The following is a 14824-nucleotide window of genomic DNA, read 5'->3' on the forward strand; positions in this document are numbered from 1 at the left end:
TGGCATTCCGAAAGCGCAACCAACCACTTGCTTGCCGAAATGGTTTTACCCTCACCTGCACAGGTCCAAAAGACAGCGCAAAGACTGGATCAAAAAGGCTGGAAAGAATATTTAATCGAAGGGAGTGGCTGGAAGAAGATCTTTTTGAGGATTTCAAAAAGCCTTGATGAACGGAAGCTTAATCGACACGCAGCCAAAGGTATATTAGATGATGTCTGGTCAACACAGCCGAAACGCAATTCGGTCATGATAGGGGTGGGCTTGGCGACTGGACTCGCGGTTGCTTTAGGGGCTTATTGTTAATTTACATGACAGTAGTTTAGGCCTACGCGTGCAGGTTCCTGCACGCTTCCTCGTGAAACTCTGTACAGCTTATGCCAACAGGAGCCGATATTGGAAATTCCGAAGTTCGCAACTTTGTTTGCTGTAACGGCGTTTGCTGAGATTATTGGATGCTATTTGCCTTGGCTTGTTATTAAACAGGGCAAACCAGCTTGGCTTTGGATACCGGCGTTAGGTTTTCTCATGTTATTTGCATGGCTGTTGACTCTTCACCCTACTGCGGCGGGCCGAACCTACGCCGCCTACGGCGGCATGTATATTTCAGTTGCTTTAGTTTGGTTGTATTACGTTGAGAAAATTAAATTAACCAGCTGGGACGTGGCGGGTGCTGCACTTGCGCTCACGGGGATGGCAGTAATCATGCTCCAACCCAGAGTTTGATACCATTGTGCTGTAAGCAGACCACTCAACTTGGCGTTGAAAGAAATTAATGGGCATGTAAGACATTGATTTTTAGCGGCTTTTTGGGATCTGGATTTTTGGCAATTTATTTTGCAGTAACTTGGCCATTTATTTTTCTGAAATGCCCTAGAAGTCGCAGGCTATGGTGGGCAGTTTGGCCAACTATTTTTTCGCTCCACAGCACAACGTCCTTGATCAGATAATCACAATCTTCGATTAAGCTCAAACCCCACACACTCCGTTGTGGGGTTTTTTATTGGGGATGCAACTTCATGGAATCCAGCAAAGCGAGGTGGATCGGCCTGTCTGTTATTGCGTTGGCTTGTGTACTTTACTCCATGGACCTGACGGTATTGAATCTCGCAATACCCGCCATTAGTGCTGACCTACAGCCCAGCAGCGCGCAGCTGCTTTGGATTGTTGATATTTATGGATTCATGGTGGCTGGTGCCTTGATCACGATGGGCACACTGGGTGACCGAATTGGTCGCAGGCGTTTGTTGATGATTGGTGCCGCTGCATTCGGTGTGGCTTCGGTTTTGGCGGCATTCTCAAACAGTGCTGAAATGTTGATCGTGACCCGTGCTTTGCACGGTTTGGCAGGCGCCACAATTGCACCCTCCACACTTTCACTGATTCGAAACATGTTCGATGATCCCGCCGAGCGCATGAAGGCAATTGGTATCTGGATCAGCAGTTTTTCAATTGGCGCAGTGATGGGGCCTTTGGTCGGCGGGGTATTGCTGGAATATTTCTGGTGGGGCTCGGTTTTCTTGATCAATGTTCCGGTGATGATTTTGCTGTTGATACTTGCGCCACGCCTGTTGCCTGAATACAAGGATGAATCTGCAGGTCGCATGGATCTGCCCAGTGCAGCGCTTTCACTCAGTGCGGTACTTCTTCTCATTTATGCACTGAAAGACACTGCGGAACAGGGCGTGAACACGATGGGCGCCTTGAGTTTCGTAGGGGGGTTGGCGCTTGGCGTGTGGTTCGTGCGCAGGCAGGCTGCTTTGAAGGACCCGCTGATTGATCTAAACCTGTTCAAGGCACCAGGTTTTAAAGCGGTGCTGGGCACTTACCTATTGAGTTGCCTGACCATGTTTGGTGTCTACGTTTACATTGCTCAATACTTGCAATTGGTGCTGGGCTTGACACCTTTGGTGGCGGGGGCCTGGACAGTGCCCTGGGCCCTGGCTTTTGTGGTGGGCACCAACATCACGCCTTGGCTGGCCAAACAATTGGGGCAAGCCAAATTGGTTGTGTTTGGATTGTTGGGTACGGCGATTGGCTTTGCCGGCCTCGCTTTGTTGAGCATTAAAGCCGACATGGGTTTGCTTGTTTTCGCCACGGTGGTACTTGCTTTGGGTTTGTCCCCCATGTTTACTTTGGGCACAGAATTGATCATCAGCAGTGCCCCACCCGAGAAGGCTGGCGCGGCATCTGCATTGGCAGAGACGGGTGCTGAATTCGGCGGTGCAGTGGGTATTGCAGTATTCGGCAGCATTGGTGTGGCCATTTACCGGGACCGCATGGAGAGTTTGTTGAACCCAGCCTGGCCAAGCGAGATTCAGCGTGCCGCCCAGGATACCCTGGGTGGGGCTTTGGCCTCTGCCGTTCAATTGCCTGCAATTGAACAAATTAGTTTGTTGCAAGCCGCCAGGCATGCCTTTATGGAAGGCATGCAACTGACTTCAATCGCTGGCGCGGTACTCATGTTGCTGGCCAGTGTACTGGCGTATAAAAGCCTGAAGCACCTGCGTACTGCGCACTAAGCGGACCCTTTAATTTTTCTTCAGGTTCCAGGTAACATGCATGCGGGCCACGGTGTGCCCGCTTGCATCACTGACTTCCACCTCAACCGGAAAGTTGATTTTTCCAGTGGTGCGAAGTGTTTTCTTCAGTGGTGAAATAGCTTGCGCCACCTTGGCCTGGGCATTGATCAGGCCCAATGCAGGTTGTAGCACCTCAAACTCAACCTGAGCGGCCACTGGCCTAACTCCCAGAATAACCGAGGCAAAGCCGCCCGCCATGGCTGCACCGGAGCAGGTCTCGGCCAGGGTAAACAGAGCACCGTCAGCAAGCTTGCCAGTGTCGTCCAGCAGTTCGGGCTTCTGTGCCATTTCACAACGCGCCACGCCATCGCCCATGCTGCTTAACCGCACGCCACAGGCTTTGGCAAAAGGCACTTTGCCATCCATTTGCATCTTGACCAGGGGTCGCATGATCAGGGTAAGCAGTGTGTCCAACATTATTGCTCTCCTTGAAGCAATGTGAACTGAATGTGAAGTTCAGCCAGGGGTTCGTTGGCCTCGTTGTTCAAGGTGCTCATCGTGTGCGCCACTCTGTTGCCGAAATCAATTGTGGGCGCTGCGGTGTGTATCCAAACAGGCCCTTTCGCGGGTCGTTTGTAAGAAATTCGGCTGGTATAAGCAGCGATTTTCCAACCATGGCTGTGCAGTGCCAATGCCTGTAGCAGCCGCACCTTTGCATCCGCTTGAGCGGCGGTAAACAAGGCGCCAGCATGCAAAGTACCAATGTGATTTTTCAGAAAAGAATCAAAACCCAGTTGAACATGTTCTTCTGAGTTTTTGTTCACAGTGCCCAGTTTGGCAAACTGGAAAAAAGGATTGCTGGCCAGTGTTTGAGCCAGGCGCATGGCATTCATTCAGTGTCTCCTTTGGGTTGCGAGAAACGCGTGTGTACGGTGTTCAAAAATTTCAGCACGGTGTCAATTTCCTCCGTGGTGAAACCTTCGACCAGTTGTTTGTTTAATTTGACCAACAAGGGTTTGGCGGCCTGCATTTTGTCCCTGCCTTTGTTGGTCATTCTCAGGTGAGCCACGCGGGCGTCCTCTTGTGAAACTACCCGTTCAATCAGTTTGGCGGTTTTCATGCGTTGCACCAGACCCGTCATGGCGGAGCTGTTCAAACCAAGCACTTCGCCAAGTTCTTGCATGGAAGCCTGTGGAAACTTGTCCAGCGCAAACAGCAAACTGACTTGTGCGGCCGGTACACCAATGGCTTGTTCAACGCCACTGTCGGCGTGGCGATAAAGTACAGCGCGCGCGCGGTTCAGCATGAAAAAAAGACGACGATCCATGTGCATTCCAATTATTACGTATGCGTAATATATTGAAATTAAGTGGGGTCGTCAATTAATACGTGTGTGTAATAAATCAAACGGGGTTAGAACCTGGGTCGTTTACTGCGATAGACCTGTGAGTTCTCGCGATGACTGAAAACCAATTGCCACAGCATGCCTTTGCGGGCACGGAAGTAAGCTGCGCAGGTCATCAGGTAATATGTCCACATGCGGTGAAAACGTTCATCGTAATTGGCTTGAAGTGTGGGCCAAGCCTTTTCAAAATTGGCATGCCAGGCCATCAGTGTTTTGTCGTAATCCGTGCCAAAATTGTGCCAGTCCTCCAGCACCAGTCTGCCGTCAACATGTTCGGCAATTTCGCTGGGTGAGGGAATTTTTCCGTTCGGGAAAATGTATTTGTCGATCCAGGGATCAGTGGCCTCGGTTTTATTAAAGCCGCCAATGGTATGCAACAAAAAAAGACCATCGGGTTTTAAAAGACGGTGCACCGCGTCAAAATAGGCTGGGTAGTTTTTTAAGCCCACATGTTCAAACATCCCCACGGACACCACTTTGTCGTATTGGCCTTGCAAGTCGCGGTAATCAATCAATTCAATTTCTACAGGCAAACCGGCACAACGCGCCCGGGCATATTGTTGTTGCTGCGCCGAGACGGTGATACCCAGCACTTGCACATCAAAATGAGTTGCTGCGTACCAAGCCAACCCACCCCAGCCACAACCGATGTCCAGCAATTTTTCACCAGGCTGCAACTGCAATTTTTGGCAAATCATGTCGAGTTTGTGCAACTGTGCCTGTTCAAGATCCCGGGCTTGTTCCCAGTAAGCACATGAATAGATCATGAGCGGATCGAGCATGGCTTCAAACAGGTCATTGCCAGTGTCGTAATGGTGTTCACCCACTTGAAATGCGCGTGTGGGCGCTTGCAGATTAATGACTTTCTCGCGCAAAGCAAGCATTAACCATTGCATTTTGGTCCAGGCTTTGGTGTGTTCGTCGGCATTGTTTCGCATCAATCGAAACATCATTTCGTCGAGTCGCGCCACGGTCCACCAACCATTCATGTAGGCCTCGCCCAGGCCGATAGAACCATGGCTGAGTACAGCGTTGAACAAGCGTTCGTCGAGTATCTGAATGTCGTAGGGTTCAGTGCCGTTAATGTGTATGCCAGCGCTGTGCAACAGGCCTGCAATAGGCTTGGGTACCTTTTGGGCATCAACCAAATCGTGCGGGTGTGTTTTCATAGAACCTGTGAAGTGGCTATGACGACAAACCGATTATTGCAGACTTGACTAATGCTTGCCAAACAAGCTGTCGGAGTAAGAATTCAGCGTGCAAACCGGAATGTGGGAACTCCAGCCGGGGGTGTTTTGTTGATATTGCCTTCCCAGCCTTCTATCCGTGCAGCCACGTGTGCAAGCCCTTGAACCAGTAAGGTGGGTGCGGAAAGCAGGAACATCAGGATGCCAATGTTGGTCATGGAAAAATCCACCGGGAAATTCCCGTTGGTGCTGACAGTCGAGGGACCGCCTGTGGCGTCGGCGGCAATTGGAATGAAAGTACCGAAGATAAGTGCCAACACGGCGCCCCCGAAAAAGCGCCCAAGGCTGTTGCACATGGAACGTGACGCAGGGCTGGTACCCACAGCGTTGTTCACAAAAAGTGCCATGTTGTTGAATATTCGCGACAGGTTGGCATTCGATGCCAACACCACATTCATGTTGAACAAACGCATGCCTTCGGCAATTTTTATACAAGCACGTGTGACGGGGCCGTATTGGTGAATATTTTTGGCCATGTACTCGCCTTTAAAACAGTTTTTTGCTGCTCTGCTGGGGTCGCTCATTTTCTTGGCATGTGCTTTTTGGTAGCTCTCGCTGGCCCATTTTTGCAAGGTGGGCGCTATGTGGGTGTTGGCCACGCGATCAAGCAATGCCGCGGGGTAGGCAAGTGTTTTAAGGGCAAAATTGTGGATGGCAGGCGCAAGAATTTCTTCGGTTTGTCGACGGGCATCTTGAATGGCTTTTGCATGCGGGTTGTTAACATCCATGTGGTCTACAGTGCTCGCCAGCGCAACATAGTGACTTTCTTTGGTGGTTACTGCTTTGGCATAGCGGTAGCGTGCCCAAAGGGTGGCTGATTCGCCTGCCGGTTTTTCAACCTGCATGTATTGCCCCAAAGCGGTTTTAAGAGCCTGCATGTTTTCAAGGTCGCTTTTGCCGGGGTCAATTGCGGCCAGTGCAGCATTCAAAACAATGGGAACGCCTTGAGCATCCAGACTGTTCGATTTGATTTTTTTCAGAATGTGATGTTTGCCCTGCATTGCTTTGGCCATGATCTGGATCAGCTCGGGTTTGCCTTTGATGGATTTGAGTTGTGACAGTATTTTTTGAAGATTTTCGCTGACGTCTTTTGAAAGGTTTTCTTTCTGTTTCGTGTTGACCTTGTGTTTTTGAACCGCGATTTGGCTGGCCAGGCCAGCGCAAAAGCCCAAGAAACCCAGGGCAGAAGAAGCCACCGGGAATGCGATGAGCAAAGTCAAAATACCCTGACCCAGGAAAGTGGCACTGTTGCTGGAGAGGCCCCGTATTGCGCTCAATAATTCGGTAGTGGCCACACCAACAAACCCCAGCAAACCAAACATGAGAATTTTGTTTTTGGTGCTTTTTTCATCAACGCCACTCGCGCCGGCGTTGCGCACGACGTTGTAACTCATGCCAGTGGGTGCGGCATTCATTTCGCACAGGCCATGCAAGGCATGGCTTAATTTGGAGAATCGGCGGGCCCACAGGTTGCGAGATGTGTGGCCATTGTCCTTGTTGTAATAATTGGGGCTGTAGCGAATGTAATCTTCCCGCATCAAGCGGTTTTGAACACCGCTTGAATTCCACACCGTGTCGTCATACTCGTCTTCTGTCAGTGCGCGGCCCAGCGCGTCTGATTTTTGGGTGGCTTGGTAATCTTTGCGCAGAATGGCTGCTTCGGAGTATTGTTTAGATTCAAAATGCGCTTTGGCAACCACTTGAATGGCACGTGTGGAGCTCACAAAGTCACAGATTTTTTTCCAGGCAGTGCGCTGTTTGTAGACGTCACCATGCACATGTTTATTGCCTGATTTGCGGGCAATATTGTTCTTGATCCCACGGTCAAGCGCGGGCGTGATCATGTTCGGTGAGACAGTAATTTGCAGGGCCACGACAGGTCTCCAGAACGCACGATTCAGGTGCATTTCATTTTTTCTTTGACCCTAAACATGTCACAAACTGTGAATTTGTCCAAAAGCGGGCAAATAGGTGTCACTCGTTGTGTGTCACTTTATTCGTTAAAGTTTGACAAAATCAGGGTTTCCCCTATTTTTTGTGCACCGCAATAGCGCAGTACTTGAACTCGGGAATTTTTCCATCGGGGTCGAGTGCTGCGTGGGTTAGTTTGTTGATTGCTGCCTCGGCATAACAAAAAGGCACAAATACATGGCCCGGTGGTGTGCCCGTGTCGGCGCGTGCAAACAGTTGAATTTCACCGCGGCGGGATTGAAGCCGAATGGTGTTGCCAGCCTCAATGTTCAAGGCTTTTAAATCCTCGGGATGAAGCAGTGCGGTGGGTTCGGGTTCAATGGCATCCAGAACGCTGGCGCGACGGGTCATGCTGCCAGTGTGCCAGTGTTCCAGTTGTCGTCCGGTGATCAATACAAAGGGAAACTCGGAATCAGGTGTTTCAGCAGCCTTACGGTATCGGGCTGGCACCAGGCGAGCTTTTCCATTGGGTGTCGGGAAGTGCTCGGTAAACACCACGGCTTGGCCAATGTCTCCTTCATGAGCGCAGGGGTAAACCAAAGCGTGCTCGCCTTGCAGGCGTTGCCAGGTAATGCCCTCAATGCTGTGCATGGCGCGGCGCATTTCATCAAACACTTCTTCCAAACTGTTGTACTGCCAGTCCAGCCCCAGTCCTTGTGCAATACTTTGAATGATCCACAGGTCTTGCCGTGCTTGTCCCGGCGGGTGGATGGCTTGTTGCCCAAGTTGCACCAGGCGATCGGTGTTGGTGAAGGTGCCGGTTTTTTCAGGAAAAGCGCTGGCGGGTAAAACGACATCTGCAAGGCTTGCCGTTTCGGTCAGGAAGATGTCTTGCACCACTAGAAAATCGAGTGCGGCCAGTGCCTTTCGGGCATGGTTTAAATCGGGGTCAGACATGGCCGGGTTTTCACCGAGTATGTACATGCCTTTTACAGTACCGGCGAGAATCGCCTGCATGGTCTCGACCACGGTTAGCCCGGGGGTGTTGGAAAGTGGCGTGTTCCAAAGGGCCTCGAACCGTTGTTGTGCTTCGGGATTGCACACCTGTTGGTAGTCCGGGTACATCATGGGGATCAGCCCGGCGTCTGATGCGCCCTGCACATTGTTTTGGCCGCGCAAGGGGTGAAGGCCCGTGCCAGGTCGACCGATTTGCCCGGTGATCAGTGCCAGTGAAATAAGGCAGCGTGCATTGTCGGTGCCGTGGGTGTGCTGTGAAATGCCCATGCCCCACAAAATGATGGATGCACTGGATGTGGCATACAGGCGGGCCACTGCACGCAATTCAGCCGGTGATATGCCACAGATGGATGACATGGCCTCGGGTGTGCAGGCGCTGACATTCGCTTTCAGGTCATCAAAGCCTTCGGTACGTTGTTCGATGAATTCCCGATCAATCAGCTTTTCTTCGATGATGACGTGCAACAAGGCATTGAGCAGTGCCACGTCACTGTCGGCCTTGAACTGTAAAAAATGGGTGGCGTGCCGTGCCAGGTCTGAACGCCTGGGGTCGGCCACAATCAGTTTGGCGCCGTTTTTAACCGCGTTTTTAATCCAGGTGGCGCCCACAGGATGATTCACTGTGGGGTTGGCACCAATTACGAAGATCACTTCGGCCTGGTTTACATCCATCACCGGGTTGGACACGGCTCCCGATCCAATACCCTCCAGCAATGCGGCCACTGACGAGGCGTGACACAAGCGGGTGCAGTGGTCAACATTGTTGGTACCAAAACCGGTGCGAACCAGTTTTTGAAACAGATAGGCTTCCTCGTTGCTGCATTTGGCAGAGCCAAAACCAGCCAGTGCATGGCCGCCATGCGTGGATTTAATTTGCTTGAACCGGCCGGCGATCAAGGCCAGTGCTTCGTCCCAAGTGGCTGGGCGAAATGCGCTATTCACTTGTTCTGGATCCAGCAGATCGACCGGGTTTTTGGTAACTCCTTCGCGGCGAACCAGCGGTTGGGTGAGCCGTTGTTCGTGGTGAACATAGTCAAAGCCATAGCGGCCTTTCACGCACAGGCGGCCTTCATTGGCGGGTCCCTTGCGACCTTCGACACGCAAAATGGTATTGCCCTTCACGTGGTAAGTAAGCTGACAGCCCACACCGCAATAAGGGCATACGGAATCCACTGTTTTATCTGCGGGCTGGTGTGCCGCGGCTTTGGCCGGGCTCAGCGCACCGGTGGGGCAGGCTTGCACGCATTCGCCGCAGGCCACGCAGGTGGATTGGGCCAGCGCATCACCTTGATCAAACACAATTGCGGCGTGTTCACCGCGAAAAGCAAGGCCAATGACATCGTTCACCTGCACGTCCCGGCAGGCGCGCACGCAGCGGGTGCACTGAATGCAATGGTCCATGTTCACTGCAATTGCAGGGTGCGACAGGTCGGCGGGCACGGCTGCCCGCGCGTCAAACCGGCTGCCTTCAATGTCCATTTGCTGGCACCAGTGGGTCAATTCATTGTCGGTTTTCAGCGCTTTTGGGTTTGCGTGGTTGGGCATGTCGGCCAGCAACAGTTCCAGCACCATTTTTTGCGCGGCAATGGCCTTGGTGGAGTCGGTGTGCACCACCATGCCTGCCACGGCCTGTCTGCAACACGAGGCGGCCAAGGTGCGTTCGTCCTCCACCTCGACCACGCAGGCGCGGCAGTTGCCCGCAGCTTCAAGGCCGGCTTTGTAGCAAAGGTGGGGTACGTCGATGCCTTCGCGCTGGGCAACCTGCAGCAGGGTTTCACCTGGCAGGGCTTCAACAGTTTGGCCGTTGAGCTGTAAGCGGATCATTTGCGAGGCGTTCATGATTTGCTGCCTCTTGGCTCGAATTCCAATTCCTGAGGAAAGTAGCGGATGACACAATCAATTGGATTGGGGGCCGCCTGGCCCAGACCGCAAATGGAGGCATCGCGCATGACGGCAGAAAGCTCCTGCAGCAAAGGTACATTCCATTGGGGTTGATTGATCAAGGCCAGGGCTTTGGCGGTACCGGTGCGGCAGGGAGTGCATTGCCCGCAGCTTTCATGCACGAAAAACCGCATCAGATTGCGGGCCATGTTCACAGCGCTGTCCGCTTGAGAGAACACCACAACAGCCGCGGAGCCGATGAGGCAGCCGTGGGGTTGCAGGGTGTCGAAATCAAGTGGCACATCGGCCAGTACCGCAGGCAATATTCCGCCAGACGCTCCGCCTGGCAAATAGCCATAAAGGGTGTGGCCGGGCTGCATGCCATCGCAGTACTCGGAAATCAGCTCGTTCAGGGTGATACCTGCCGGGGCTAGGTGAACGCCGGGTTTATTCACGCGCCCTGATACCGAATACGACCGTAGACCACTTCGCCCGTGGCGTCCCTGTTCGGAAAACCAGCTGGCCCCTTTTTCCAGGATGGCGGGCACCCAGTACAGGGTTTCAAAGTTGTGAACCAGTGTGGGTTTGTTGAACAAGCCCACCTGCGCAACGTAAGGTGGGCGTAGCCTTGGTAATCCACGTTTGCCTTCAATTGACTCCAGCATGGCCGATTCTTCACCGCAAATGTAGGCGCCTGCGCCACGACGAAGTTCAATGGCGGGCATGTTGCTTATCGGCGGATTGGCTTTGAGGAGGGCCAGTTCGTTTTGCAGCATGGCCCGGCAGGCGTGGTATTCGTCGCGCAGGTAAATGTAAATGGTGCTGGCTTGCACGGCCCAGGCGGCAATCAGCATGCCCTCCAAAAACTGATGTGGGTTGTGTTCAAGGTAGCTGCGGTCTTTGAAGGTACCGGGTTCGCCTTCATCGATGTTCACAGCCATCAAACGGGGTGCGTTTTGCTCGCGCACAATGGCCCACTTTTTACCGGCTGGAAAACCCGCGCCACCCAAACCGCGCAAGCCTGAATTCGAGAGGGTGTCGATAAGCGATTCAACTGTGCGTTTCCCCGTTACACATTCGTGCAAACGTTGATAACCCCCTGCGGCTTTGTATTGGGCTACACCAGTGTGGCGCGGTGGCAAGGCCTTGGTGTGCTGACCAAATGCTGCCTCCATGATTTCATGGTGATTGGCCCAGCCCATTTCATGCTGGCCCACAGCCACTGCCGGGGCTTGCTCGCAACGCCCAATGCAGGGTACCGCTTGAACCCGCACGGTGCTGCCAAGCAGTGCAGGCAATTTCTCGATCAGTTCTTCTGCTCCCGCCATGCAACAAGACGGGCCATTGCACACACGCACAGTGAGATCGTGGTTTGCAGAGTGTTCGGAGTCCACCACATCAAAGTGATGGTAGAAGGTAGCCACTTCGAACACTTCGGTTTGTGACAGCTTCAGGCATTCAGCCAGCGCGGCCAGGTGTGGTTTGGGCAGACAGCCCAAGTGGTCTTGCAGTTGGTGAAGGTATTCAATCAGCAGGTCGCGGCGCAGCGTTTCTTGGCCCACAATGGCAAGAACTTCGGACACGCAGCGTGGGTTTGCTTGACGACCTTTGGGTTTGCCGCGGTGTTGTTGCGTAAAGTCAACAGCAGTTGCAATCGGTATGATTGCTGGGTTCATCTCATCTCCGCCTTCTGTTGTTCGCCCTATTAGGCCGCTATTGAACTTACACAGTCCTTTCTAGGACCAAGGGGTTGCGGTGAAGTTCATCGTAAACCTGCAGCTCAATTTGCCGTTAGTGGATTCTGTCAACCCAAGTTTGCTGCACTGCGGTAGCATCCTGTTCTTGAATCAGTTTTCGAAAAATGTGTATGAAAAACAAGCCTTTTGGCATTTTCCTGGCGTCCATGTTGGCCTTGGTGTTGTCTGCCTGTGCCACGGTTGCACCGCCAGTTGCGCCTTTGCCTGAACCTGTACCGGCTGCCCAGGCTCAAGACCCGGTTGTACCGAAAACCCGCGAGCCTGTGATTGCCTTGGTGCTGGGCGGCGGTGGTGTGAAGGGTTTTGCCCATGTGGGTGTGATCAAGGTGCTGGAAAGCCACGGTATCAAACCCAGCATTGTGGTGGGTACCAGTGCAGGCAGCTTTGTGGGTGCTTTGTATGCCAGTGGCATGAACGCTTACACCTTGCAAAGCGTAGCTTTGGGTATGCAGGAAGCCGACATTCGCGACCTGACCTTGAGCAGCCAGGGGTTCTTGATAGGCGACAAATTGCAGCAGTATGTGAATACGCAAGTGAAGAACAAGGCCATTCATCAGTTCCCGATTCGTTTTGCAGCTGTGGCCACCGACCTAGAAAGCGGTGAGAAGGTTGCCTTTAACTATGGAAACGCCGGGCAGGCAGTGCGTGCGTCGTGCAGCATTCCAAACGTGTTTTTACCTACCCGTATCGGAAAACGCCAGTTTGTGGATGGTGGTTTGGTAAGCCCTGTACCTGTGCTGACTGCCCGTGAAATGGGCGCCGATGTGGTGATTGCGGTGGATATTTCTGCAAAACCACGCACTGGAGCAGGTGCCATGGGATGGTGGGGGTTGCTCGACCAAAGCATCAATATTCTGAGCCAACAAGCCATTCGTGCCGAGTTGGCCCGGGCCGATGTGGTGATACAACCCAGTGTGCAACATGCTGATGCATTGAATCTGGACCAGCGCCATGAGTTTTTGCTGGAAGGCGAAAAAGTGGCGCAGAAACTGGTGCCAAAAATTCAGGCTGCCATACAGGGAAGTCGCGAACGGCTGATGGCACAGGCAAACCCGCAGGCACGGCTCTAAATTTTCGCAGTACAATGCCTTGATGACAAAAGAAAAAACAGGGCATGCAGACATGGGTTCGCTGACGGACAAACCCACAATTTTGATCGCTGAAGACCACCCCATGATTTCGATCATGTTGGCTGACATGATCGACCAGCTGGTCACCCACAGTGAAATTATTGTGGTGGAAAGCATGGAGAAGGCCAGAGCCATTCGGGCTGAGCCAGACTTGGTCATTGCCGATCTGGACCTCCCCGACTCCAAGGGCGTGGGTACCATCAACACCTTTGCAGTGCTGTTTCCACAATGCCCAAAACTGATTTGTTCGGGCGTGCTCGACAAAAACCTGGCGCGTGAGGCTGAGCGGGCTGGCTATTTTTACGTGAACAAGGCCAGCACCTACCCTGAACTGCTTCGTGCCCTTCAAAATTTGCTGATACAGGCGGGTGTGCTTGACGATGTGCCCAAAGGCGCGGAGAAGGCTGCCAACGAATACCATTCCAACATTTATGCCCCGGGGTCGGACAAACCCTTGACCTGGAAGCAGGTGGAAATCATGCGCAAAACCGCCGAAGGCTTGTCGGCCAAGGAAGTGGCGCGTGAAATGGACATCAGCCCGGATACGGTGCGTGGGCACATCAAGGAAATATTCTTGCGCTTGGGTGCAAAAAACAAAGGTCAGGCTGTTGATATTTTCATTCGGGCTGAACGCAAAGCGCGCTTGCTCGATTCTTGAACACCGCTGGCTGGGAGGCCAAGATGATCCGTTCGATGCGTTCCTTACTTGCCTTTTTCGTGGCCCTGTTTGCCTTGGTATTCACCGGTACAGTGGCGGCCGCAGATTTAAGCGGCATCACCAGCAAAGAGGCAGTAACTGCCTTGCGTACCACGCTCAGCAAAGGTGCCGATGCCGCAGTGGGCAGCTTGGGCAAGGCCGATGGTTTTTTGGGCAACCCGGCTGTGCGAATTAAACTGCCGGAGTACCTGGAGAACAGCAAGGGTTTGCTGAAAATGGTGGGCATGGGTTCACAGCTGGATCAAATGGAAATCAGCATGAACCGCGCGGCGGAAGCGGCGGTGCCACAGGCCAAAGCCGTACTGAAAAAGACCATTCAAAACATGACAGTTGAAGACGCCAAACAAGTACTGAGTGGCGGTGACACCGCAGTGACCGACTTTTTCAGAAGCAAATCCCAGGCCGATTTGTACACCCAGCTGCTGCCGATTGTGAAAGGCAAAACCGCGCAGGTGGGTTTGGCCCAGCAATACAATGCCTTGGCCGAGAAGGGCAGCCGCTTTGGCTTGGTGAAGGCCGAAGACGCCAACCTGGAAGGCTATGTCACCAATAAGGCGCTTGATGCGTTGTTTTTGATGGTGGCTGAGGAAGAGAAAGCGATTCGGGCCAACCCGGTTGCGACGGGCAGTGCCGTGCTTAAAAAAGTGTTTGGGAGTTTGAAGTGAAGAAAATGATTCATTTGGCGGTTTTGTCTGCCGCCGTGGCTTTGGCAGCCTGTTCTGAACATCATGACCATGGTGCAGAGTCGGGCCATTCTCACGATGCGCCTGCTGTAGCAGAGCAGGCGGCAGCACCCGCGCAGGTGCAAGACGGAATTTCGGTTCAGAACGCCTGGGTGCGCCCCACTGTGGGCGAGCAGGACGCCACTGGTGCCTATTTGACCATTACCAGTCAGGAACCCATGTCCTTGGTTGGCGTGGCCACCCCGGCCGCTGAAATTGCCGAAGTGCATGAAATGAAAATGGACGGCGACATCATGCGCATGCGCATGGCCGAGCGCACTGAAATGAAGGCGGGCGAGCCGCTGGAATTAAAGCCGGGTGGCTACCATGTGATGCTGATGGCTTTAACCGCACCGGTTGAGGTTGGCCAGGAAATTGAACTGAGCCTGCAATTTGAGAAAGCCGATGGCAGCAAAATTGAAATGCCGGTGAAAGCGGTGGCAGGCCAGAATGCAGCAGGTGACCACCACAGCCATGGTGGCGGCGGTGATCACAAACACTAAATGCCCAGCTTTGC

14 protein-coding genes are annotated in these 14824 nt (G+C 53.0%); 7 read left to right on the top strand and 7 right to left on the bottom strand.

The genetic code is table 11. From position 1 onward, the window contains the following. Positions 1-27 precede the first annotated feature (27 nt). From HKT17_RS00155 to HKT17_RS00165, 3 genes are all read left to right on the top strand, one after another. A complete protein-coding gene (locus HKT17_RS00155) occupies positions 28-303 on the top strand; it encodes a hypothetical protein (RefSeq protein WP_171096883.1) in 276 nt (91 codons plus the stop codon). Positions 304-393: 90 nt separating this feature from the next. Then, complete coding sequence (locus tag HKT17_RS00160) at positions 394-723, top strand: YnfA family protein (RefSeq protein ID WP_171096885.1); 330 nt, start codon at positions 394-396, stop codon at positions 721-723. Between the two features lie 293 nt (positions 724-1016). Continuing rightward, a complete protein-coding gene (locus HKT17_RS00165) occupies positions 1017-2519 on the top strand; it encodes an MFS transporter (protein ID WP_171096888.1) in 1503 nt (500 codons plus the stop codon). Between the two features lie 9 nt (positions 2520-2528). On the opposite strand, the gene HKT17_RS00170 is transcribed toward HKT17_RS00165, so the two are convergent. From HKT17_RS00170 to HKT17_RS00200, 7 genes are all read right to left on the bottom strand, one after another. Next, positions 2529-2996: a PaaI family thioesterase gene (locus HKT17_RS00170; RefSeq protein ID WP_171096890.1), complete on the bottom strand. Its 468-nt coding sequence runs from the start codon at positions 2994-2996 to the stop codon at positions 2529-2531. Next, on the bottom strand, positions 2996-3412 hold the full coding sequence (locus HKT17_RS00175; protein WP_171096892.1) for a PaaI family thioesterase: 417 nt from the start codon (positions 3410-3412) through the stop codon (positions 2996-2998). Before HKT17_RS00175 ends, HKT17_RS00170 begins: the two co-directional genes overlap by 1 nt. Then, positions 3409-3846 (bottom strand): MarR family winged helix-turn-helix transcriptional regulator, encoded by a 438-nt coding sequence (locus tag HKT17_RS00180; RefSeq protein WP_171096894.1) that lies wholly within the window; start codon positions 3844-3846, stop codon positions 3409-3411. Before HKT17_RS00180 ends, HKT17_RS00175 begins: the two co-directional genes overlap by 4 nt. Positions 3847-3932: 86 nt before the next feature. Then, the gene (gene cfa / locus HKT17_RS00185; RefSeq protein WP_171096896.1) at positions 3933-5093 is read right to left on the bottom strand and encodes a cyclopropane fatty acyl phospholipid synthase; all 1161 of its coding nucleotides are present in this window, start codon (positions 5091-5093) and stop codon (positions 3933-3935) included. Between the two features lie 83 nt (positions 5094-5176). Beyond that, the gene (locus HKT17_RS00190) at positions 5177-7045 is read right to left on the bottom strand and encodes a hypothetical protein (protein WP_205882464.1); all 1869 of its coding nucleotides are present in this window, start codon (positions 7043-7045) and stop codon (positions 5177-5179) included. Positions 7046-7199: 154 nt separating this feature from the next. Next, a complete protein-coding gene (gene fdhF / locus HKT17_RS00195) occupies positions 7200-9938 on the bottom strand; it encodes a formate dehydrogenase subunit alpha (RefSeq protein WP_171096900.1) in 2739 nt (912 codons plus the stop codon). Continuing rightward, complete coding sequence (locus tag HKT17_RS00200) at positions 9935-11656, bottom strand: NADH-ubiquinone oxidoreductase-F iron-sulfur binding region domain-containing protein (protein ID WP_171096902.1); 1722 nt, start codon at positions 11654-11656, stop codon at positions 9935-9937. The genes fdhF and HKT17_RS00200 overlap by 4 nt, the downstream gene beginning before the upstream one ends. Positions 11657-11847: 191 nt before the next feature. Between HKT17_RS00200 and HKT17_RS00205 the strand changes: the two genes are divergently transcribed. Genes HKT17_RS00205 through HKT17_RS00220 form a run of 4 tightly spaced genes read left to right on the top strand, consistent with a single transcriptional unit; the run spans position 11848 to position 14810 of the window. Continuing rightward, positions 11848-12807 (top strand): patatin-like phospholipase family protein, encoded by a 960-nt coding sequence (locus HKT17_RS00205; protein ID WP_171096904.1) that lies wholly within the window; start codon positions 11848-11850, stop codon positions 12805-12807. 22 nt (positions 12808-12829) lie between these two features. Continuing rightward, the gene (locus tag HKT17_RS00210) at positions 12830-13525 is read left to right on the top strand and encodes a response regulator transcription factor (protein ID WP_171096906.1); all 696 of its coding nucleotides are present in this window, start codon (positions 12830-12832) and stop codon (positions 13523-13525) included. Positions 13526-13548: 23 nt separating this feature from the next. Then, positions 13549-14250, top strand: coding sequence for a DUF4197 domain-containing protein (locus HKT17_RS00215; protein WP_240965856.1), 702 nt, complete (start codon positions 13549-13551; stop codon positions 14248-14250). Between the two features lie 5 nt (positions 14251-14255). Then, positions 14256-14810, top strand: coding sequence for a copper chaperone PCu(A)C (locus HKT17_RS00220; RefSeq protein WP_240965936.1), 555 nt, complete (start codon positions 14256-14258; stop codon positions 14808-14810). Positions 14811-14824 lie beyond the last annotated feature (14 nt).

The organism is Limnobacter sp. SAORIC-580, assembly GCF_013004065.1.
GTDB classification, from domain to species: Bacteria; Pseudomonadota; Gammaproteobacteria; order Burkholderiales; family Burkholderiaceae_B; genus Limnobacter; species Limnobacter profundi.